Origin of the sequence: Sinomonas sp. ASV486 (genome assembly GCF_030908215.1) — a bacterium.
In the GTDB taxonomy this organism is placed as follows: domain Bacteria; phylum Actinomycetota; class Actinomycetes; order Actinomycetales; family Micrococcaceae; genus Sinomonas; species Sinomonas puerhi.
On sequence record NZ_JAVFJK010000007.1, the window covers coordinates 214,040 to 236,311 of the forward strand.

A 22,272-nucleotide genomic window follows, 5' to 3' on the forward strand; every position below is an offset into this window, starting at 1 on the left:
TCGTTCGGAATCGGGTGGGGTGATCTCGGCATCACAGGGGATGACCTCGCGCTCACCCGGGGTGATCTGGGGATCAGAGGGGGTGACTTCGCGCTCACCCGGGGTGATCTGGGGATCAGAGGGGGTGACTTCGCGCTCACCCGGGGTGATCTGGGGATCAGAGGGGGTGACTTCGCGCTCGTACGGGGTGACTTCGCGCTCCAATGGGGTGATCTCGCGCTCCCATGGGGTGATCTCGCGGTCAGGCGGGGTGATCTCGGCGGAAGTGGTGGCGGGGTGGGGGGTAGCCGGGTGGCTGGGTGGCCGCCTCTGCGTTTCCTAGAGGGCCTTGCGGATCGTCGCCTCGAAGCTCGTGACGTGCTCGAGGGCCATGCGGCCCGCGTCCTCGGCCCGGCCGTCGGCGATGGTCCGCAGCATCTCGGCATGCTCCTGGATGTGCCCCGCGACGGAGGGCACCTTGTCCAGGACGAGGCACCAGATGCGCGTGGCGAGGTTGTCGTAGCGGATGAGGGCGTCGGTGAGGTGCGGGTTGCCGGCCGCGGCGTAGATAAGCCGGTGCACCGTGATGTCGTATCGCATGAGCTCGCGCTGGTCGATCGGCTCGGCGAGCGCCTCGATAGCGTCAGCCGTCTCGCGCAGCCGTTCCCGCATCGCGGGGGAGGCGTCCCGCGCCGCGCGGCGCGCTGCGAGCGGTTCGAGCTGCTCGCGGATCTCCGACACGTCGGCGAGCTCGGTGATGTCGACAGCGGTCGCGAACGTCCCGCGCCGGGGGTAGGAGACCACGAGGTGGTCCACCTCGAGCCGCTTGAGCGCCTCGCGCACAGGGGTGCGCCCTACGCCGAGCTCTGCGGCGAGCGTGGTGTCATTGATCGGGGCGCCGGGCTTGATCTCGAGCATGATGAGCCGGTCCCGGAGTGTGAGGTACGCCTGCTCGGCGAGGGAGACGGACGACGCCGCCTGCTCGCCGTTTGCAGTCGGCTCGGCCAGCGCGTCGCGCGGCTCGCCGGGAGCTGGGGCCTCTGATGCTACGGCGGTGCTTGTCATGCCGGGGGCTCCTTCCGGGAGGGGTTGACCGCGGTGTGATGCTCACCATAGTATCTGGTCTAGAACTAATATATCAGTTGATGATTAGTTAGATATCAAGCCAGACAACGCGCTGGATGCCAGTCCCAAGGAGGCACCATGGAGAACCTTCTCGATCTCCCGCTCGCGAGCGCCGACCCAGAGGTCGCCGCCGCCATCGATGCCGAGCTCGCCCGCCAGCAGGGCACGCTCGAGATGATCGCGTCGGAGAACTTCGCGCCGGCCGCGGTCATGGAGGCGCAGGGCTCGGTCCTGACCAACAAGTACGCCGAGGGCTACCCTGGACGCCGCTACTACGGCGGCTGCGAGCACGTCGACGTGATCGAGCAGCTGGCCATCGACCGGGCCAAGTCGCTCTTCGGCGCCGGGTTCGCGAACGTCCAGCCGCACTCGGGTGCGCAGGCCAATGCCGCCGCGATGCATGCCCTCATCCAGCCCGGCGACACGATCATGGGCCTCGACCTGGCACATGGCGGGCACCTCACGCACGGGATGAAGCTCAACTTCTCCGGCAAGCTCTACAAGGTCGTCCCGTACCAGGTCTCTGAGACGGACCACCGGATCGACATGGCGCAGGTAGAGAAGCTCGCGGACGAGCACCGGCCGCAGCTCATGATCGCCGGCTGGTCCGCGTACTCGCGCCAGCTCGACTTCGCGGAGTTCCGCCGCATCGCCGACAAAGTCGGCGCCTACCTGCTTGTGGACATGAGCCACTTCGCGGGCCTCGTGGCCGCGGCCCTGCACCCCAACCCGGTCCCGCATGCCCACGTGACCACGACGACCACGCACAAGACCCTCGGCGGTCCGCGCGGCGGCATCATCCTCACCAACGACCCCGCGCTGGCGAAGAAAATCAACTCGGCGGTGTTCCCGGGCCAGCAGGGCGGCCCGCTCGAGCACGTGATCGCCGGCAAGGCCGTCGCGTTCAAGTTCGCCGCGACCGAGGAGTTCAAGGACCGCCAGGCGCGCACGCTCGAGGGCGCCCGCATCCTGGCCGAGCGGCTCCTGCAGGACGACCTTGCGGCCGCGGGGATCGGCGTCGTCAACGGCGGCACCGATGTGCACCTGGTGCTCGTGGACCTGCGCCACTCCGAGCTCGACGGCCAGCAGGGCGAGGACCGCCTGCACCGGATCGGCATCACGGTCAACCGCAACGCCGTCCCGTTCGACCCGCGCCCGCCGATGGTCTCCTCTGGCCTGCGGATCGGCACGCCGGCCCTGGCCACCCGCGGATTCGGTGCCGCCGAGTTCACCGAGGTCGCGGACATCATCGCCGCAGCCCTCAAGCCCGAGTTCGACGACGAGCTGGCCGCCTCGCTGCGTTCGCGCGTGGCCGTCCTCGCCGACAAGCACCCCCTCTACCCCAACCTCACCCCGGCCAGCGCCGGGGCCGATCACGAGAACGGAGCCCAGTGATGGCGGATCTGCTGCCCGAACACCCGGACTTCCTCTGGCACAACCCGGACCCCAAGCCCTCGTATGACGCGGTCATCGTGGGCGGCGGCGGCCACGGTCTCGCCACGGCGTACTACCTCGCCAAGAACCACGGGATGACCAACATCGCGGTCCTCGAGCGCGGCTGGCTCGCCGGCGGCAACATGGCCCGCAACACGACGATCATCCGCTCGAACTACCTGTGGGACGAATCGGCGGCGATCTACGAGCACTCCCTCAAGCTCTGGGAGCAGCTCCCCGAGGAGCTCGAGTACGACTTCCTGTTCAGCCAGCGCGGCGTCATGAACCTCGCGCACACGCTCCAGGACGTGCGCGAGTCCGTCCGCCGCGTGGGCGCGAACAAGCTCAACGGCGTGGATGCCGAGTGGCTCGATGCCGACCAGGTCAAGGAACTCTGCCCGATCATCAACGTCAGCGAGGACATCCGCTACCCGGTCCTCGGTGCCACGTACCAGCCGCGCGCCGGCATCGCGAAGCACGACCACGTCGCGTGGGCCTTCGCCCGCAAGGCGGACGAGCTCGGCGTCGACATCATCCAGAACTGCGAGGTCACGGGCTTCGTCAAGGACGGCAACCGTGTGGTCGGCGTCCAGACGAACCGGGGCACGATCGCCACGGGCAAGGTCGCCCTCTGCGCGGCGGGCCACTCGAGCGTGCTGGCCAAGCTCGCCGGCTTCGACCTCCCCATCCAGTCGCACCCCCTCCAGGCGCTCGTCTCCGAGCTCCATCACAAGGTGCACCCCACGGTCGTCATGTCCAACCACGTCCACGTGTACGTCTCCCAGGCGCACAAGGGCGAGCTCGTCATGGGCGCGGGCATCGACTCCTACAACGGCTACGGCCAGCGCGGGGCGTTCCACGTCATCGAGGAGCAGATGGCAGCCGCCGTCGAGCTCTTCCCGATCTTCGCCCGGGCGCACCTCCTGCGCACGTGGGGCGGCATCGTCGACGTGACGCTCGATGCGTCCCCGATCGTCGGCAAGGCCCCGGTCGAGGGCATGTACGTCAACTGCGGCTGGGGCACGGGAGGCTTCAAGGGCACCCCGGGCGCTGGCTGGAGCATGGCGCACACCATCGCCACGGACGAGGCCCACGCCCTCAACGCACCCTTCGCCCTCGAGCGCTTCGAGACCGGCGCCCTCATCGACGAGCACGGCGCCGCCGCCGTGGCCCACTGAGCCGCAGGCTCAGGTAAGCACAGAAAGGAGCCAGAGCATGCTTCTCATCACCTGCCCGAACTGCGGCCCGCGCGACGAGACCGAGTTCCACTACGGCGGCCAGGCCCACGTGGCCTACCCCGAGAACCCCGCCGAGCTGACCGACACCGAATGGTCGAGGTACCTCTTCTACCGCGAGAACCCCAAGGGCACCTTCGCCGAGCGCTGGGTCCACACCGCGGGCTGCCGCAAGTGGTTCAATGCCCTGCGCGACACCGTGACCTACGAGTTCAAGTCCGTCTACACCGGCGCAGCCCCCGCAGCAGCGCCAGCCTCAACCCCGACAGGAGGCCAGAAGTGAGCCACCCGACCCAGTCGTTCCGCCTCCCCGCCGAGAAGGCGGCGGCCGCGCGGATCTCGCGCGACGCCGTCGTGCGCTTCACCGTGGACGGCACCGAGTACGAAGGCCTCGCGGGCGACACGGTCGCCTCGGCGCTCCTCGCCAACGGCGTGGCCGAGGCCGGGCCGTCCATGTACCTTCGCCGCCCGCGCGGCATCCTCGCCGCAGGCGTCGAGGAGCCCAACGCCCTCCTCACGGTCAAGGACCGGGGAGCCGGCGGCGTCGACGAGACGATGCTCCCTGCCACGATCGTCGAGCTCACGGACGGGCTTGAGGCCACGTACCTGTCGGGGCTCGGCACTCTCGATCCGCGTACCGATACCGCCGTCTACGACAAGAAGCACGTCCACGCCGACGTCCTCGTCATCGGCGCAGGGCCGTCCGGCCTCTCCGCAGCCCGCGAGGCCGCCAGGACCGGCGCTCGCGTCATCCTCATCGACGACCAGCCCGAGCTGGGCGGCTCGCTGCTCTCTGCTCCGTCGGAAACGGTCGACGGCGTCCCCGCACCCGAGTGGATCGCCGCGGCTGCCGCCGAGCTCGCCGCAGCGGACGAGGTCACGGTCCTGACCCGCACGAACGCGTTCGGCTCCTACGACTCGAACTACGTCGTCGCGCTCGAGTCCCGGACCGACCACCTCGGCACGGCGAAGGCCCGCGAACTGGACGCCCAGGGCGTCTCGCGCCAGCGGCTGTGGCACATCCGTGCCGGACAGGTGGTCCTTGCGACCGGCGCCCACGAGCGTCCGATCGTGTTCGCGGACAACGACCGCCCGGGCATCATGCTCGCCTCCGCGGCCCGCACCTACCTCAACCGGTACGGCGTTCGCCCCGGCTCCGCCGCCGTCGTGTTCACCACGAATGACTCGGCGTACGCCACCGCGACGGACCTCGTCGCTGCGGGCGTCCCCGTAGCCGCCGTCGTCGATGCGCGGCCTACGAAGACGGCCGTGGCCCTCGCGGCCGAGTCGGCCGGTCTCCGCGTCATCTCCGGCTCCGCGGTCGTCTCGACCGAGGCGAGCGCAGCGGAAGGCGACAGCAGCGGCCGGGTGAGCGGCGTCGTCGTGCGCGGACTCGATGCGGCTGGCAACCTGAGCGGCGCCTCCGAGCGCCTCGAGGCTGACCTCTTGGCCGTCTCGGGCGGCTGGAGCCCGCTCGTGCACCTGTTCAGCCAGCGCCAGGGCAAGCTGCGTTGGGACGAGGAGCTGGCCGGGTTCGTGCCCGCCACGACCGTCGAGGCCCAGCAGGTCGTGGGTGCGGCGCGGGGCTCCTACGAGCTCGCCGACGCCCTCGCCGAGGGCTCCCACGCGGGCGCCGTCGCGGCGTTCAACGCGGGCTTCGTGACCGAGGCCGGCGAGCACGCCTCAAGCCTCCCCTCACACCCCGCCACCGCCTCGGCCCCGACCCGCCAGGTCTGGCTCGTCCCGGGGGAGACCGGAGGCCCCGCCGACTGGAACACCCACTTCGTGGACTTCCAGCGCGACCAGACGGTCCACGACGTGCTCCGTGCGACCGGCTCGGGCATGCGCTCGGTCGAGCACATCAAGCGGTACACCTCGATTTCCACCGCGAACGATCAGGGCAAGACGTCCGGAGTGAACGCGATCGGCGTCATCGCTGCCGCGCTGAAGGGCGAGGGGTCTGCTGCCCCCGGCATCGGCGAGATCGGCACGACGACGTTCCGCGCACCCTACGCGCCGGTCGCCTTCGCGGCGATGGCCGGGCGCAAGCGCGGCGAGCTGTTCGACCCAGAGCGGATCAGCTCGGTCCACCCGTGGCACGTCGCCCAGGGCGCGAAGTTCGAGTTCGTGGGCCAGTGGCTGCGTCCGTGGTACTTCCCGCAGGGCGAGGAGACCATGGACGAGGCCGTGCTGCGCGAGTGCGCCGCCGTGCGCGAGTCCGTGGGCTTCATGGACGCCACGACCCTCGGCAAGATCGAGATCTGGGGCGCGGACGCGGGCGAGTTCCTCAACCGCATCTACACGAACGCGTTCAAGAAGCTCGCCCCGGGCATGGGCCGCTACGGCGTCATGTGCGGCCCGGACGGCATGATCTTCGACGACGGCGTGACCCTGCGCCTGGACGCGGACCGCTACTTCATGACCACTACGACCGGCGGGGCCGCGAAGGTCCTCGACTGGCTCGAGGAGTGGCACCAGACGGAGTGGCCCGAGCTCGACGCGAACTTCACCTCCGTCACCGAGCAGTGGACCACCGTGGCGGTGGTCGGCCCGAAGTCCCGCGAGGTTATCTCGAAGGTCGCCCCGGAGCTGGACGTGGACAACGACGCCTTCCCGTTCATGGCGTGGCGCGACACGACCCTCGCCTCCGGCATCCCGGCCCGCGTGTGCCGCATTTCGTTCTCCGGTGAGCTCGCCTACGAGATCAACGTGGCCACCTGGTACGGGCTGCAGGTCTGGGAGGACGTCGCCGAGGCCGGAGCGGAGTTCAACATCACCCCGTACGGCACCGAGACCATGCACGTGCTGCGCGCCGAGAAGGGATACCCGATCGTCGGCCAGGACACTGACGGCACCATCACCCCGCAGGACGCGGGCATGGAGTGGATCGTGTCCAAGGCGAAGGACTTCGTGGGCAAGCGCTCGTACTCCCGCGAGGACACAGCCCGCACCGACCGCAAGCACCTCATCTCGCTCACGCCCGTGGATCCGTCCTTCCGCCTCCCGGAGGGCACGCAGGTCATCGAGCAGGGCGTCTCCACGGACTCCTCCAACGGCCCCGTGCCGATGCAGGGATTCGTCACGTCGAGCTACCACTCGGCGGCGCTGGGGCGCTCGTTCGCCCTGGCCCTCATCAAGAACGGCCGCAACCGCATCGGCGAGGTCCTCACCGCCGTGGCCGGGGACCGGCTCGTTGACGTCACGGTCGGGGAGACCGTCCTGTTTGATCCTGAAGGGAAGCGCCGTGATGGCTGAGACGACTGTTGTGACACCGCTTGCATCCACCCACGCCCCCCTCGCGGGCCCCGGGGCGCCCGGCCTGCGCCGCAGCCCCGCGGCGCAGCTCGCCGACGCTTTCGCCGCCGCGACCGCTGCCACCGCCGCTGACGCCGCGCGTGCCGTGGCGGTGCGCGAGGTGCCCTTCCTTCCCCAGCTCGGCCTGCGGGCCGTGGCCGGCTCGGCAGGTGCCGCTGCACTCGAGTCCGCGCTTGGCGTGTCCCTGCCCTCCGGGCATGGGAACACCACGTCCGGCGCCGAGTTCACGGTCCTGTGGATCGGGCCGGATGAGTTCCTTGCCGTGGGCACTGCGGGCGCCGACGCGTCGTCGTCCGACCGCGGCCCGTCCGAGGCCGCACGGTTGAGCGCGGCGCTCGGCGAGGTGGGCGCGCGGACCCCGGGTGCCGTCGTCGACCTCTCCGCGAACCGGACGACGTTCGAGCTGACCGGCCCAAGCGCCCGGGCAGTGCTCGAGAAGGGCGTTTCGTTCGACCTGCACCCGCGCCACTTCGCCGTGGGCCAGGCCATCGCGACCGTTCTGGACCACGTCCCCGTGCTCGTGTGGAAGACGGGGGAGGACGCCTACCGGATCCTGCCCCGGGCGTCCTTCGCGGACCACGTGGGCCGGTGGCTCATCGACGCGATGCGCGAATTCGCGGTTCGCGAGCTGACGGCGCCGGGCGCGCGGTGACGGCATGACGACTGAATACGTCCTGACGCTCGACTGCGCCGAGGGACCCGGGATCGTGTTCGCGGTCTCAGGATTCCTCGCGGAGCACGGGTGCGACATCGTGGACATCAAGCAGTTCGGGGACCGGCGCGCGGGGCACTTCTACATGCGGGTGCACTTCGAGGCCCCCGCCGGCGACGCCGCGGCGCTCGGCTCGCAGGCCCTCTCGGATGCCGACGACGACATCGATCGCCTCCGCGCCGACTTCGCCCCGGTCGGAGCGAAGTTCGGCATGGCGTGGCAGCTGCGTCCCGCGGGGGAGAAGACCCGCGTGCTGCTCATGGTCTCCAAGTTCGGGCACTGCCTCAACGACCTGCTCTTCCGGGCGCGGATCGGCGAGCTCCCGGTTGACATCGTCGCCGTCGTGTCGAACCACGAGGACCAGCGGAGCCTCGTGGAGTGGCACGGCATCCCGTACCACCACATTCCGGTGACGAAGGAGACCAAGCCGGAGGCCGAGGAGAAGCTGCTCTCGCTCGTCGACGCGTATGCGGTGGAGCTCGTGGTGCTGGCCCGCTACATGCAGGTCCTCTCCGACGCGCTCGCCACGAAGATGGCCGGACGAGTGATCAACATCCACCACTCGTTCCTGCCTTCCTTCAAGGGCGCCAAACCTTACCACCAGGCGTGGGACCGGGGCGTCAAGACGGTCGGTGCCACGGCGCACTACGTGAACGCCGAGCTCGACGAGGGGCCGATCATCGCCCAGCAGGTCATCGAGGTGGACCACACCCACTCGCCCGAGGACCTCGTCGCGGTGGGCCGCGACGCCGAAACAAAGGCGCTCTCCAACGCGGTTCGCTGGCACTGCGAGGGCCGCGTGATCCTCAACGGCAACCGCACGGTGGTGCTGCGGTAGCAGGCCGCCGTCTGACGCCACCCGCCCGCCGTCTGAGGGTCACCTCCTGAACATCAGGAGGTGACCCTCAGACGTTTCCTGCCCTCGGAGGCTCCCGAGCGGCGGCGTCCTGGCCTCCGCGTGTGCATTCCTGCGTACGCCCCTCCCACCACGAGCAGGCCGCCGAGGAAGAGCGTCGGCGTGAGCGGCTCCGCATCCAGGAGCGAGGACAGGATGACGGAGGGGATGGGGATGAGCAGGAACTGGTAGGTCGTCGCAGAGGCGCTCCATCGCCTCAGCACGAACAGGAAGGCCGCGAAGATGATGACGGTCGAGACGATGAGGAAGCCCACCGCCACGAGCGTGGTGCCCTGGGTGGGCAGCGCCCACCGTTCACTCGACGCGGCCGAGGCGAGGGCCAGCAGAAGGGCCCCCACCGCCATGCCGATTGCGTTGAGCGAGGCCGCCGGCGCCCGTGGGAACCGTTTGACGGCTACGGCGCCGCCAGCGATGGACACCGCCGCGGCGACCATCGCCGCCATGCCGACGAGGGACGACGCGGACAGCATGCTCGTGCCGATCCCACTGATGACGGCAATGCCGAGGATGGCGACGAGGGTTCCCCCCAGACGTCTCCAGCGGAACACCTCGATCCTGAAGGCCGCCGCGAGGAGGATCGTGGCGAGCGGAGCGGCCGCCAGCACGATCTGGGCAAGCCCGGCGTGCACAGTGCGGAGTCCCTCGTAGATGAACCCGTAGGCGAGTCCGAAGTTCAGCACGCCGTACAGCAGGGCCCCGAGGAGCTGCCGTCCGCGCGGGAAGGCCGCGCGCTGGGCCGCCATGACCGCCCCGAAGACGAGCGCCGCGAGCGCGAAGCGCAATGCCGCCCCGAACAGGGGGTCGAGTTCGCGGTTGCTGTAGCGGATTGCGACAGCATTCCCGCCCGTGACGATGAGGGCGCTGACGAAGACCAGAACGGTCAGGGCGTTCTTGCCTCCGGCAGTGCTCACTCCATCTCCGGAAGCGTTCATGCCATCAGTGTGCGCGCCCGGTGCCTCCCGGACCATCGCGTGATCGCGCTATCCGACGCGGGCCCACCGCCCTTGCTTGCCCGCAGCGCTATTCCGCGGCGTTCTATTCCGCGGCGCGCGTGGTGCCGCTGCCCCCCACCCAGTCCTCGGTCACCGCGGGGGGGAAGTCCACCGTCTGGAGCGTCTCGACGACGGCGGAGACCTCGGGATGCGTCTTGGTGAGCCGGGCGCGGAGGAGGGCAATGACCGAGATGAGGAACCACGCGATGTTCGTCACCACGGAGGGCCACGCGCCGTGGTAGGCGCCGTTGACCATGAAGGCGCACGAACCCAGGAGGTTCGCCGTCTGGAATCGGCGGCCCGGCCGCAGCCAGCCCATAGAGACAGACAGGTACGCCACCAGGACTGCGACCGCTCCGGCCCATCCGGTGACTTCAATCGGCACGTCCACGGGCGCTCCCTTCAGATGTCTGCATTGCTTGCGGGCTGCGGGACGGCGTGGCCGTCGGCCGCGGCGCCTGCGCCAGATGGAGGCGCCAGGGGACGGGTGGGAGGGCGATGGTCCGGGCCACCTCGGCGGTTGAGGAGAAGATGTCGCCGACAAGGCTGCCGGAGTTGGCTGCGATGACAACGTCCATCTGGTCGACGATGCACGATCCCCACGGAAGCGATTCGAGGAACGGCGCGAATCCCGCCTGGAGTTGGCTCACCAGGACATCGGCCACGGCGGCCCCGATCATCCGCCCCTCCCTCATCACGCATTTGCTGAACGTGACGATGTACGCGTTCGAGCCGTTCGCGTCGACATAGGCGTAGCTGGCCTGGACCGGTTCTGTGGCCCCTTCCCGGGGCCACCAGGGAGCGGTGGCGTAGTCGTAGTACTCGAGGTCCATCTCGAGCCGCTGCGGGGTGCTGCGGCCAGGCGGAACATAGGCCCACACGAAGCCTGACTCGCCGAAGAACTTCGAGTCCGCGAGGAATCCCGTCCCGTAGAGGATGGGATGCGTCTCGACCAGAGTGTCGTGCGCGATCTGATAGACGCCTTCCAGCTCGTCCAGGCCTCCGCCCGGGGCAGCATCGAGGGCGGCGTGGACGGCCTCTTCGACGACGCGGATCGACGCGACGGCCGTCTTCTCGATCTCGGCGGCGAGCGCTCCGATGGACGTGATGGCACCTTCTTCCCCCAGGCCGCCGCGCAGAGCAGCGTCATGGGGTGCGGTGTCCATGGACATGCGCAGGTCGATCAGAGCGTTCATCTCGCGGCGGACGTGCCCTTCGGCCCGGGTGCGCGCGAGGAGGGTATCGCCACTGCCGATGGCCCCCACGATCTCGGCATGCTCGCGCGCGGCCGTGAGGCCTTCGCCCGCGGTGCTCGTCCAGATCAGGGGCCCGACCTCGGCCTGGAGCGCCATCTCCTGCCGGGTGAGCCGGACGGACCGTGACGCGGCCGCGAGTTCAAGGTGGAACTTGCTGTCCGCGCGGGCCATGTCTGCGGGTTCATGGGCTGTCCCGACCATGGCCCCGAGGGATGCGAGGCGCGCGACCGAGATCTGCTGCGGCCGTGCGGCCGCTGCCGCCGCGGCTGAGCCCGCCAGGACCGCCCGGTACTCGCGGATGTCGCGGAGGGCGTCGAGGGAGTAGGCGCCCAGCGCCTCCCTCCGCGCCCGGGCCAACTGGCCCGTGTTCGCCTTGACGAAGCTTCCACCGCCACGGCCTCGGCGCGTTTCCACGAGTCCCAGATGGCGGAGCTCGGCCAGAGCTGAGCGCAGCGTCTGCGTCGAGACGCCCATCATCGCCGCGAGGTCGTTCTCGCTGGGGAGCTGGGTCTCGTCCTCGAGGACCCCCAGCTCGATCGCCTGCCTGATCCGGCGTCCGATCTCCTCGCCGCGCTCGGCGGTCTCCAGAGGGGCGAAGGCGAGTTGTTCCCTCCAACTGCTCACGAGTCCTCCTCTTTTCTTCTGCGTTCTCCTCTGAGTCTACTCTAAACCCTTGACATGTGAACTCACAGGTTTACAGTTTAGATATCAGCGGAACGGGACTCAGGTCCCGGGCCGGCCACCCAGAGAAGATGACAGAGGAGGCGGGGACCATGGTGGATGTCAATGATGTCGTCCATGTGTGGAGCCGCGCCGGTCACGGGACACCTCATGACCGACTGGGCCTGTACGCCCAAGCACTCACTGCGCACCGTCCGGTCGGCCCCTACCGGGCCCTCGACGACGCGCAGGAAGACGGCGCGATCCTCGCCCTCTACCGTGTGGACCGTCCCCAGGCGACGATCGCCGACCTCCGCCAACTCCCAGCCCTCGCGCTCTGGAGCTACCACCAGATGCTGCACGATCTGGCCCGCGAAGGCCTCGGCCCGCTCCGAGACCATGGAACACTGCGGATCGCGGTCCTGCGGTGAAACGGCGCATCCCCCGACCGGTCGGCGGAGTCCCCACCACCGTGTACCCACAGCCCCGCCGCGACGTCCCGACCACAGCGGCCGCCACAGCCCGCGATGCCGACGCGCACGAGCGGCTCATCCGCCGGCTCGACCTCGAGATCATCGTCCTCGACCTCATCTGAGGCGACTCAAGCTCCTGCCCTCCCGCCCCCGCCCCCTACCGGTCGGCCCGGGGCTGTCAGGGGACAGTGGAACGTGCGGCAGGGCGCGTTGGCCCCCGCCTTACGGGCAGACTTCGCCAGCTTGTCCGGGACACTTCAGGCATGCTGGCCGCAACTTTCCGCTCAGTCCAAAAAGTACAAGGCAGTTGGAAGCCGGAGATCTCGTCGCGGTTCCGTGCGAGCCGGATGGCTGGGCATGCCTGCAAGTCGTTGAACTGAAGCGCCAGGGGCCGGGCTCTCTGACGTCGCTCATCGTTGGACCATTGCCGTGGTTCGGGGCAGTTCCGCCAACCGGGCAGGACGCGCACGGTGTGGCGGTCACCGAACAGGGGTTGACGCGAATCGAGCTCTTCACCGAATCCGGTCTGCAAGTCGTCGCCAATAGCCCTGTGGTGGCGTCTGGACTCTCATCCAATTACCGGGACTTCGACGTCGGCACGGTCCACCATGTATGGGGGTGGAAGACCGCAATTCGTAGAGCGCGAGCAGCGGCCGAGGCCGCCAAAGCGGATTCACGCGAGTGCCAGAACTGAGACCCGAGCCGCGACCGCTCGACGATCGGCTACCGTCACGTTGGAATGGTCTCCGATGCTGGCCGACCGCCCCGACATCACACCCGACTTCTGATCGAAGTGCCCCCGCGGTGGACCTTGTTTTGGTCCGCGCCAGTCCGCAGAAGTTCACACGAGTCCCAGTCGAGGGCGTCTCGGGCCATCAGCACCCAACCAAGAAAACTCCTAAATCATGCGGAATTCAACCGTCCACAACCCCCGTCGTCATCCGCTCAGCGGTACTCCGGGTTCGGGTGGTCCGGGTTGGAGAGGTCCCAATTGAACGTCACGTTGCCGTACACCGGGATTCCGCCGGCGTCCTTGATGCGGCGGGCGGTGTGCAGCATGTTCCAGGCTGCGAACACCGCGTTCCGCGTGGTCCAGTGGTTCTGGGCGCCCCGGTTGTCGTCGAGATAGGACGGCCCCGGTCCGGCCTCACCGGTCCAGTAGGCGTCCGCCTGCGGCGGGATCGTGAAGCCGATATGGGAGAGCGCGTAGAGCAGCTGGGCGGCGCAGTGCTTCGCGCCGTCCTCGTTGCCGGTCACGATGACGCCGCCCACCTTGCCGTAGTACGACCACTGCCCGGCAGTGTTGAGCTCGCCCGAGAAGCCGTAGAGGCGCTCGACCGTCTTCCGCGTGACCGAGGATTGGTCTCCGAGCCAGATCGGCGTTGCGAGGACCACGATGTCCGCGGGCTCAATGAGGGAGTGGTAAAGGTCCGGGAAATCGTCCGTCTCCCAGCCGTGCTCGCGCATGTCCGGGTAGACACCTGGCGGGATGTCGTGGTCCACCGTGCGGATCTCGTCGACGTGGGCGCCCACGCCCTCGAGCACGTGCCGACTCACCGCAATGAGTCCGTCCGTGTGGCTCGTCTCGGGACTCGGCTTGAGCGTCCCGTTGAGGTAGACGGCGCGGAGGTCGCTGAAGTCGGTCGTATTCGCGGCGATCTCCGCGTCGATGAACGCCTGGACTGATTCCGGCAGCATGGTCGGGTCCTTCCGTCGTGGGTCTTCCCACCCCCGATGCTAGGCGCGCTGCGAGCGGGAGGCGAGGGGCGGCGTCGTGCGTGACCGGATCGCCAGGAAGCCCGTCACCGCCATGACGACGAGTGCACCGAGCACGAACACGAGCGGCGCCTGCCAGTTGCCCGCGGCCTCGCGCAGTCCGCCGATGACGATCGGCCCCGTGGATGCGATCGCGTACCCGACGGACTGGATGAGCGCCGTCATGCGCCGGTTCTCATCGAGGCTGCGGGCCCGCTTGATGACCACGGTGAACACGACCGTGAACGTGCCGCCCTGGGCGATGCCCCCGAGTACGGCCCACAGCACCCACGCGGCCGGGGCCACCAGGAGCCCCGCCGGCAGCACGAGCCAGCAGACCGCGACGAGCGCGAAGAGCTGCTTCTCGCCCCACCCGAAGAGGTGGATGAGGGCGGGGATGAGCAGGGGTCCGGCGATCGCGAACAGCTGGAGGAGGCTCGCCCCGAGTCCGGCCTGGGCCAAGGTCATGCCCTGCGTCTGGGCGAGATACGAGGGCAGCCACAGGGTCATGGCGTAGTAGCCGACGTTGTGCAGCGCGAAGGTCGCCGTGAACAGCCACATCATGCGCCGATTCCCGGGGCTGATCTTGGCTCGGGGGACGAGGGGGAGGGGCCCGGTCTCGGTGCCCGGCTGTCCCTGCGCCGCCCGCAGCTCCGCGCGACGCCGCGCGGCCGCCTTCGCGGCGCGCCCCGGGAAGTCAGCGTCGGACCACCGCGGCCCGTCCTTGCTGGCAGGGAATACGAAGAACCAGACGCCTGCGGCGATCGCCACGAATCCGAGCCAGGACACGAGCGAGCCCTGCCAGCCGATCGTGCCGGCCAGTGGCGCAGTGAGCGCCGACGCGAGAGTGGTGCCGACGTTCACGGCGGCCGTGGTCACGCCGGTCATGAGCGCGGCGCGGAGCGGGAAGTCGCGGCCCACGATGAGGGGCGTGGCCACATTCACGAGGGTCATGGCGACGCCAAGGACCACCGTCCCGACGAGCGCCCCAGCGGCGCCCCCGTAGGAGCGGACCACGATGCCCAGGGCAAGCCCGCCGAAGAAGTACAGGACCGCGTGATTGATGCCGATCTTGCCCACGAGCCATGCCGCGGCTGGAGTGATGAGCCCGAAGCAGAGCACCGGGATCGCGGCGAGGAGGCCCACGACGGCGGCGCTGAGACCCGTGTCGCGCTGGATGTCCGGGAGTACCGGCCCGAGGCCGACGATCGGCGCGCGGGAGTTGAGCGACATGAGGCCGACGGCGAGGAGGGCCAGCGCCGCGGTACGGCTGATCCGCCGGGTCACGGGTGTCCTTTCGGGAGGGGGATTCTGGTCCACCCTCTCACGGCGAGGTCGCGCCACCGAGGTGACCGAACTTTGTAAGGACAAAGTGTTGCAACAGCGGCTGATGCGGCTTAGTCTGAGTATGTCAGCACAAAGTTCCACAGTGAAGGTGCCCCGCACATGCCTCTCATCCGCATCGACGTCAATGCCGGCCGCACCCCCGAGCAGCTCGCGCGCATCAGCCGCGCCGTCCACGAGGCGGTTCTGGCTGAGTACCGCATCCCCGAGCGCGACTACTTCCACATCGTCACCGAGCATGCACCTGGCCAGATCGTCGCGCAGGATGCGGGCCTCGGATTCGAACGCTCGGGCGGCGTTGTCATGATCCAGATCTTCACCCAGGGCGGGCGCAGCCAGGAGGCCAAGGAGTCCCTGTTCGCGGCCGTCGCGCACAACCTCGCCGACGCGGGCGTGCCGGGCGAGGACGTCTTCATCGGCTACGTCGAGAACGGTGCCGGGGACTGGTCCTTCGGCTTCGGGCGAGCCCAGTATGTGACGGGCGAGCTGGCCGTCCCTGCTGGCTGAAATTGTCAATACAAACCTTTGACAGGACATTAATTCTGTAGCAGAGTTGACCTGTGGCCGACGCCACAGGCAGCGAAGCCGGCCCGGGGTTCCGGGCTTACAACGAAAGGCACCGCGAAGTGACCTACGACGTTCTCACGATGGGGCGCATCAGCGTCGACATCTACCCCAACGACATCGGAGTCGGCCTGGCGGACGTGACGAGCTTCGGCAAGTACCTGGGCGGCTCGCCGTCGAACGTCGCCGTCGCCGCAGCCCGCCACGGGCGCACCACCGCCGTCATCACCCGCACCGGGGACGACCCGTTCGGGACGTACCTCCACCGCGAGCTGGCCAAGTTCGGTGTCGATGACCGTTTCGTGGCCCCGGTCGCGGGACTCCAGACCCCGGCGACCTTCTGCGCCATCATCCCGGCCACGCACGAGTTCCCGCTGTACTTCTACGGCCGCTTCCCCACGGCCCCGGACCTGCAGATCAAGGCCGAGGAGCTGGACCTCGCGGCCATCAGGGACGCGCGGATCTTCTGGTCCACCGTGACGGGCCTGTGCCAGGAGCCGAGCCGCTCGGCCCACATCGCCGCCCATGAGGCGCGCCCCCGCGCTGAGTTGGCCGAGGGCCAGTTCACGGTCCTCGACCTCGACTACCGGCCCATGTTCTGGGACTCCGAGGACGCAGCCCGCGAGCAGGTCGCCAGAGTCCTGCCGCATGTCACGGTCGCGATCGGCAACGAGGAGGAGTGCGCGGTCGCCGTCGGCCACGGCACCCCGGATGAGCAGGCCGACCGCCTCCTGGCCGCGGGCGTCGAGATCGCCGTGGTCAAGCTCGGCCCCGAGGGCGTCATGGCCAAGACCCGCACCGAGCGCGTCGTCTCCGCCCCAGTCCCGGTCGAGACCCTCAACGGCCTCGGCGCCGGCGACTCGTTCGGCGGCGCGTTCTGCCACGGACTCCTCGCCGGCTGGCCGCTCGCCCAAGTCCTGGACTACGCGAACGCCTCCGGCGCGATCGTCGCCTCGCGCCTCTCGTGCGCCGATGCGATGCCGACGCCGGCAGAGGTCACCGCGCTGCTGTCCGAACGCGGCCGTCTCGTCCCCGAGGCGGTGGCCCAGTGAGCGCCGCCGCCGAGACCGCGTCTCCGAGCGGCGTCGTCCGTGGCGGGGCGCCCGTCCTCGCGAACCCGCACGACGACGACCCTCGCCGCTACGAGCACCTCACCAAGATCCGGCTCGAGGACCCGGCCGCCGTTGCGCGCGCCGCCCAGAACCGCCGCCGCCACCCGGGCCCCGTGCTCGGCAAGCAGGACTTCATCGTCGCGGCCGACCACCCCGCCCGCGGCGCGCTCGCGGCCCAGGGCCGGCCCGAGGCCATGGCAGACCGGCGCGAGCTCCTCGACAGGCTCCAGATCGCCCTGGCGAACCCCGCCGTCGATGGGGTCCTGGCGAGCCCGGACATCATGGACGACCTGCTCCTTCTCGGCGCGCTCGAGGGCAAGCTCGTCTTCGGTTCGATGAACCGTGGCGGCCTGGCCGGGTTCGTCAACGAGTTCGACGACCGCTTCACGGGCCACACGGCCGAGGCGCTCGCGGCGCTGGGGGCCGACGGCGGCAAGATGCTCACCCGCATCGCCCTCGGCGATCCCGCCACCGCGTCCATCCTCGAGAGCACCGCGAAGGCCATCGACGCGCTCGCCGCCCGCGGCCTCATCGCGATGGTCGAGCCGTTCCTCTCGGGCTGGGTCGATGGCAAGGTCAAGAACGACCTCTCCGCTGAGGCCGTCATCAAGTCCATCGGGATCGCCTCGGGCCTCGGCTCGACGAGCGCCTACACGTGGATGAAGCTGCCAGTCGTTCAGGACATGGAACGCGTCATGGCCGCCACGACCATGCCGACGGTCCTCCTGGGCGGGGACCCGACCGGCCACCAGGACGAGGTCTTCGCCTCGTGGGGCCGGGCGCTCGCACTGCCTGGCGTGCAGGGCCTGACCGTGGGCCGCACGCTCCTCTACCCGGCCGACGGCGATGTTGCCGGCGCCGTCGCAGCTGCGGCTTCGCTGCTGCACACCGAAGAGATCCCATCGGGACACAGCACCAAGGAGGCTGCCAAGTGAGCACCACCCGCAGGATGACGGTCGCCCAGGCGCTCGTCGAGTTCCTCGGCCGCCAGTACACGGTTGACACCGTCGGGGGGCCCGATGGGGGATCGTACAGGGAGCGGCTCATCCCCGGCATGTTCGGCATCTTCGGCCACGGCAACGTGGCCGGGGTGGGACAGGCGCTCAAGCAGTGGCAGGTCGCCGACCCCACACTCATGCCGTACTACCAGGGCCGCAACGAGCAGGCGCAGGCGCATCAGGCTGTCGGGTACGCGCGGCACACGCGCCGCCGCCAGACCTTCGCGATCTCGACGTCGATCGGTCCCGGCTCGTCCAACCTGCTCACCGGCGCTGCGCTCGCCACGGCGAACCGCCTCCCCGCGCTGCTCCTGCCCTCGGACACGTTCGCGACCCGCGCCGCGGACCCGGTCCTGCAGCAGCTCGAGCACCCGCACGGCTACGACATCACGGTCAACGACGCGTTCCGTCCGCTGTCCAAGTACTTCGACCGGGTCAACCGCCCGGAGCAGCTCTTCTCGGCGCTCCTGCACGGCCTGCGCGTCCTGACGGACCCGGCCGAGACCGGCGCCGTGACGATCGCCCTCCCGCAGGACGTCCAGGCCGAGGTCTTCGACGTCCCCGAGGAGTTCCTCGCCGAGCGCGAGTGGCGCATCCGCCGCCCCGAGCCCGAGGGCCAGGACATCGCCGAGGCCGCCCGCCGCATCCGCGCCGCGAAGCGCCCGGTCATCATCGCCGGCGGCGGCGTGCTCTACGCCTTCGCCACGGACCAGCTGCGCGCCTTCGCCGAGGCCACCGGCATCCCGGTCGGCTGGACCCAGGCCGGCGTCGGCTCCCTCGCGTGGGACCACCCGCAGGCGCTCGGGGCGGTCGGCTCGACCGGCACGACGGCGGCCAACGCGCTCGTGCGCGACGCCGACCTCGTGATCGGCATCGGCACGCGCTACGAGGACTTCACCACGGCCTCCCGCACGGCGTTCCAGGACCCGGGCGTGAGCTTCGTGAACATCAACGTCGCCGCGATCGACGCCTACAAGCACGGAACCTCGCTGCCGATCGTCGCCGACGCGCGCAAGGCACTGGCCGCGCTCACGACGGCGCTGGGCGGCTACCGCGTCGAGGCGGACCTCGAGCGTGTGGTCTCCGACGAGAAGGCCCGCTGGGACGACACGGTCGACGCCGCTTTCGCCCAGGACTACTCTCCTCTCGTGTCCCAGAACGCCATCATCGGCGCGGTCAACCGCGCGATGGACTCGCGCGACGTCGTGGTCTGCGCTGCAGGCTCCCTCCCCGGAGACCTGCACAAGATGTGGCGCATCCGCGACCCGTTCGGGTACCACGTCGAGTACGCGTTCTCCTGCATGGGCTACGAGATCCCCGGCGGGCTGGGGGTCAAGCGCGCGGCCGTCGATGCGACGTCCAAGGGCGAGGCGAACAGGGACGTCGTCGTCATGGTCGGCGACGGCTCGTACCTCATGATGCACACCGAGCTCGTCACGGCGGTCGCGGAGGGCATCAAGCTCATCACCGTGCTCATCCAGAACCACGGCTACGCCTCGATCGGCGCGCTGTCCGAGCAGCTCGGATCCCAGCGCTTCGGCACGAAGTACCGCACGCTCGACGCCGAGCACCACACGTTCGACGACGGCGAGAAGCTCCCGATCGACCTCGCCACGAATGCCGAGAGCCTCGGCGTCACGGTCTACCGGATCGAGCCGGGACCGAACGCGATCGCCGACCTCGAGGCCGCCGTCGGCAAGGCCAAGGCTGCCCCGGAGGGCAGCGGGCCGATCGTGATCCACATCGAGTCCGATCCGCTCATCGACGCCCCGAGCTCCGAGTCCTGGTGGGACGTCCCCGTCTCCGGGGCCTCCGAACTCGAGTCCACCCAGGCCGCCTTCGCCACCTACACCGACCACAAGTCCCGCCAGCGGCCCCTGCTCGGGTGAGCACCGCCGCCGTCCCAACCCTTCCCACCAAGAATTCCCACAGGAGTTAGATCATGAGTGTCAAGACCATTCCGCATTTCCTCGATGGCGTGGAGTCCAACGGTGTCGGGGAGCGGACGCAGCCGGTGTTCAACCCGGCCACGGGCGAGCAGACGGGCGAGCTTCGGCTTGCGGACGCGGCGGACCTGGAGACGGCCGTCGCGGCGGCGCGCAAGGCCGCGGAGTCGTGGAACGACATCTCCCTGGCCAAGCGCACCGGGGTGCTGTTCCGGTTCCGTGAGCTCGTCGCCGCGCACATCGACGAGCTTGCCGAGCGGGTGACGGCGGAGCACGGGAAGGTGATCTCGGATGCGAAGGGCGAGATCGGCCGGGGCCTGGAGGTGGTGGAGTTCGCGTGCGGGATCCCGCAGCTGCTCAAGGGCGCCTACTCGGACCAGGCCTCGACCGGGATCGACGTGTTCTCCTACCGCCAGCCGGTCGGGGTGGTCGCCGGGATCACGCCGTTCAACTTCCCGGTGATGGTGCCGCTGTGGATGGCCCCGGTGGCGATCGCCACGGGCAACGCGTTCATCCTCAAGCCCTCCGAGCGTGACCCCTCGGCCTCGATGCTGCTCGCGCGGCTGTGGGCCGAGGCGGGCCTGCCGGCCGGGGTGTTCCAGGTCCTGCACGGTGGCAAGGAGACCGTGGACGGGCTCCTGACCCACCCCGACGTGGACGCCATCTCGTTCGTGGGGTCGACCCCGATCGCCAGGTACGTCCAGGAGACGGCCACCGCGCACGGGAAGCGGGTCCAGGCCCTGGGCGGGGCGAAGAACCACGCGATCATCCTCCCGGACGCGGACCTGGACAACGCCGCGGACCACCTGGCCGCTGCCGCGTTCGGCTCCGCGGGGGAGCGGTGCATGGCGATCTCCGTGGCCGTGGCGGTCGGGGACGCCGCCGATGCCCTGGTGGGCAAGGTCGCCCAGCGGGCCGAGGCCGTCAAAGTCGCCGAGGGCACCGAGCCGGGGGCGGAGATGGGCCCGGTCATCACGGCCGCGTCCAGGGACCGGATGGCCGGCATCGTCACCGACGCCGCCGCGGCCGGGGCCCGGCTGGTCGTGGACGGGCGCGAGTTCACCGTGGCGGGCAAGGAGGGCGGGAACTGGTTCGGCCCGACCGTGATCGACAACGTGGGCACGGACATGGGCGCGTACACCGAGGAGATCTTCGGCCCGGTCCTGTCCGTGGTCCGCGTCGAGACGGTCGAGGAGGCCATCGAGCTGGTCAACTCCAACCCGTACGGCAACGGCACCGCGATCTTCACCTCCTCCGGGTCCAACGCGCGCAAGTTCCACCGCGGGGTCCACGTGGGCATGATCGGGGTCAACGTCCCGATCCCCGTCCCGGTCGCGTACCACTCCTTCGGCGGGTGGAAGAACTCCCTCTTCGGCGACAAGCACATCTACGGCGAGGAAGGCGTCGCCTTCTACACCCGCGCCAAGGTCGTCACCCAGCGCTGGCCAGAACCCACCCACGCCTCCGGCGCCTCCTACAACTTCCCCTCCAACTAAGCCTCGATTCCACCGGAGGAACACCATGAGCGATATCGAGAACAAGCTCATCATCGGCACGGCCCCGGATTCGTGGGGCGTCTGGTTCGCCGACGATCCGAAGCAGACCCCCTGGGAGCGCTTCCTGGATGAGGTGGCCGAGTCCGGCTACAAGTGGATCGAGCTCGGCCCCTACGGCTACATGCCCACCAACCCGTCCCGACTCGCCGACGAGCTCAAAGCCCGCGACCTCCAGGTGTCGGCTGGCACCGTGTTCACGGCGTTCCACCGCGGGGGGCAGCCCGGGGACGCAGCATTCGAAGAGGCCTGGGAGCCGGCCCGCAGGGTCGCGGAGCTGACCGCAGCGATGGGCGGCGAGCACATCGTCGTCATCCCCGCGATGTGGCGCGACGACGTCACGGGTGAGGCCGTCGAGAACCAGGTCCTCTCATCCGAGCAGTGGGACTCGCTGTTCAATGGCCACAACGAGCTGGGCCGCCGCCTGGCCGAGCAGTTCGGCCTCAAGCAGCAGTTCCACTCGCACGCCGACTCGCACGTCCTCACCCAGGACGACATCGAGACGCTCCTGAAGAACACCGACCCGGAGCTCCTCAACCTGTGCCTCGACACGGGCCACGCCGAGTACGGCGGCGCGAGCAGCGTCGACCTCATCCGCAAGTACCCGGAGCGCATCGGCTACCTGCACCTCAAGCAGGTCGACCCGGGAATCATGGAGCGCGTGCGCGCCGAGAACCTCACGTTCGCGGCGGCCAATGCGGCCGGTGTCATGACCGAGCCCCCCGGCGGCCTGCCGGACCTTCGCGAGGTCATCGAGGCGGTCGAGGCCCTCGACAAGCCGATCTTCGGCATCGTCGAGCAGGACATGTACCCCGTCGCTTTCGAGGTGCCCATGCCGATCGCCAAGCGCACCCGCAACTACCTCCTTTCGTGCGGCTCCCGCACGCGGGTCTCCTGAAGCCA

General features: G+C 69.5%; 20 protein-coding genes. 14 read left to right on the plus strand and 6 right to left on the minus strand.

Annotated features, from left to right (window positions below):
- Positions 1-318: 318 nt before the first annotated feature.
- The gene (locus RBS60_RS12155) at positions 319-1,044 is read right to left on the minus strand and encodes a GntR family transcriptional regulator (RefSeq protein ID WP_307957817.1); all 726 of its coding nucleotides are present in this window, start codon (positions 1,042-1,044) and stop codon (positions 319-321) included.
- Between the two features lie 138 nt (positions 1,045-1,182).
- Here RBS60_RS12155 and glyA point away from each other — a divergent pair, with 138 nt between their 5' ends.
- The 6 genes from glyA to purU are packed head-to-tail and all read left to right on the plus strand — an operon-like array spanning position 1,183 to position 8,638.
- Complete coding sequence (gene glyA, locus RBS60_RS12160) at positions 1,183-2,499, plus strand: serine hydroxymethyltransferase (RefSeq protein ID WP_307957818.1); 1,317 nt, start codon at positions 1,183-1,185, stop codon at positions 2,497-2,499.
- Entirely contained in the window at positions 2,499-3,716 is a 1,218-nt protein-coding gene (locus RBS60_RS12165; RefSeq protein WP_307957819.1) for a sarcosine oxidase subunit beta family protein, read from the plus strand. Before glyA ends, RBS60_RS12165 begins: the two co-directional genes overlap by 1 nt.
- 37 nt (positions 3,717-3,753) lie before the next feature.
- Positions 3,754-4,056: a sarcosine oxidase subunit delta gene (locus tag RBS60_RS12170; RefSeq protein WP_374049272.1), complete on the plus strand. Its 303-nt coding sequence runs from the start codon at positions 3,754-3,756 to the stop codon at positions 4,054-4,056.
- Positions 4,053-7,028, plus strand: a complete 2,976-nt coding sequence (locus RBS60_RS12175; protein WP_374049273.1) for a 2Fe-2S iron-sulfur cluster-binding protein — start codon at positions 4,053-4,055, stop codon at positions 7,026-7,028. The genes RBS60_RS12170 and RBS60_RS12175 overlap by 4 nt, the downstream gene beginning before the upstream one ends.
- Positions 7,021-7,740: a sarcosine oxidase subunit gamma family protein gene (locus tag RBS60_RS12180; protein ID WP_307957820.1), complete on the plus strand. Its 720-nt coding sequence runs from the start codon at positions 7,021-7,023 to the stop codon at positions 7,738-7,740. The genes RBS60_RS12175 and RBS60_RS12180 overlap by 8 nt, the downstream gene beginning before the upstream one ends.
- A gap of 4 nt (positions 7,741-7,744) precedes the next feature.
- Entirely contained in the window at positions 7,745-8,638 is an 894-nt protein-coding gene (purU, locus tag RBS60_RS12185) for a formyltetrahydrofolate deformylase (protein WP_307957821.1), read from the plus strand.
- Positions 8,639-8,691: 53 nt separating this feature from the next.
- Here the strand turns inward: purU and RBS60_RS12190 are convergent, their stop codons facing one another.
- The 3 genes from RBS60_RS12190 to RBS60_RS12200 all read right to left on the minus strand — a co-directional run bounded on the left by RBS60_RS12190 (position 8,692) and on the right by RBS60_RS12200 (position 11,588).
- A complete protein-coding gene (locus tag RBS60_RS12190) occupies positions 8,692-9,648 on the minus strand; it encodes a DMT family transporter (RefSeq protein ID WP_307957822.1) in 957 nt (318 codons plus the stop codon).
- A 103-nt stretch (positions 9,649-9,751) separates the two neighbouring features.
- Positions 9,752-10,099: a hypothetical protein gene (locus RBS60_RS12195; protein WP_307957823.1), complete on the minus strand. Its 348-nt coding sequence runs from the start codon at positions 10,097-10,099 to the stop codon at positions 9,752-9,754.
- Entirely contained in the window at positions 10,083-11,588 is a 1,506-nt protein-coding gene (locus RBS60_RS12200) for a GntR family transcriptional regulator (RefSeq protein ID WP_307957824.1), read from the minus strand. Before RBS60_RS12200 ends, RBS60_RS12195 begins: the two co-directional genes overlap by 17 nt.
- A gap of 128 nt (positions 11,589-11,716) precedes the next feature.
- On the opposite strand from RBS60_RS12200, the gene RBS60_RS12205 reads away from it, so the two are divergent.
- The gene (locus tag RBS60_RS12205; protein ID WP_307957825.1) at positions 11,717-12,055 is read left to right on the plus strand and encodes a hypothetical protein; all 339 of its coding nucleotides are present in this window, start codon (positions 11,717-11,719) and stop codon (positions 12,053-12,055) included.
- A gap of 41 nt (positions 12,056-12,096) precedes the next feature.
- Positions 12,097-12,219 (plus strand): hypothetical protein, encoded by a 123-nt coding sequence (locus tag RBS60_RS12210; protein ID WP_307957826.1) that lies wholly within the window; start codon positions 12,097-12,099, stop codon positions 12,217-12,219.
- Between the two features lie 823 nt (positions 12,220-13,042).
- Here RBS60_RS12210 and RBS60_RS12215 read toward each other — a convergent pair.
- Both RBS60_RS12215 and RBS60_RS12220 read right to left on the minus strand, forming a co-directional pair.
- A complete protein-coding gene (locus RBS60_RS12215; protein WP_307957827.1) occupies positions 13,043-13,795 on the minus strand; it encodes an NAD(P)H-dependent oxidoreductase in 753 nt (250 codons plus the stop codon).
- Between the two features lie 39 nt (positions 13,796-13,834).
- Positions 13,835-15,139 (minus strand): MFS transporter, encoded by a 1,305-nt coding sequence (locus tag RBS60_RS12220; protein ID WP_307957828.1) that lies wholly within the window; start codon positions 15,137-15,139, stop codon positions 13,835-13,837.
- Positions 15,140-15,298: 159 nt separating this feature from the next.
- Between RBS60_RS12220 and RBS60_RS12225 the strand changes: the two genes are divergently transcribed.
- From RBS60_RS12225 to RBS60_RS12250, 6 genes are all read left to right on the plus strand, one after another.
- On the plus strand, positions 15,299-15,703 hold the full coding sequence (locus RBS60_RS12225; RefSeq protein ID WP_307957829.1) for a tautomerase family protein: 405 nt from the start codon (positions 15,299-15,301) through the stop codon (positions 15,701-15,703).
- Between the two features lie 119 nt (positions 15,704-15,822).
- Entirely contained in the window at positions 15,823-16,812 is a 990-nt protein-coding gene (gene iolC / locus RBS60_RS12230; RefSeq protein ID WP_307957830.1) for a 5-dehydro-2-deoxygluconokinase, read from the plus strand.
- 107 nt (positions 16,813-16,919) lie between these two features.
- Positions 16,920-17,807: a deoxyribose-phosphate aldolase gene (locus RBS60_RS12235; protein WP_307957851.1), complete on the plus strand. Its 888-nt coding sequence runs from the start codon at positions 16,920-16,922 to the stop codon at positions 17,805-17,807.
- 14 nt (positions 17,808-17,821) lie between these two features.
- A complete protein-coding gene (iolD, locus tag RBS60_RS12240) occupies positions 17,822-19,759 on the plus strand; it encodes a 3D-(3,5/4)-trihydroxycyclohexane-1,2-dione acylhydrolase (decyclizing) (protein WP_307957852.1) in 1,938 nt (645 codons plus the stop codon).
- Positions 19,760-19,812: 53 nt separating this feature from the next.
- The gene (locus RBS60_RS12245; protein WP_307957831.1) at positions 19,813-21,312 is read left to right on the plus strand and encodes a CoA-acylating methylmalonate-semialdehyde dehydrogenase; all 1,500 of its coding nucleotides are present in this window, start codon (positions 19,813-19,815) and stop codon (positions 21,310-21,312) included.
- Positions 21,313-21,337: 25 nt separating this feature from the next.
- Positions 21,338-22,267: a sugar phosphate isomerase/epimerase gene (locus RBS60_RS12250; protein WP_307957832.1), complete on the plus strand. Its 930-nt coding sequence runs from the start codon at positions 21,338-21,340 to the stop codon at positions 22,265-22,267.
- Positions 22,268-22,272 lie beyond the last annotated feature (5 nt).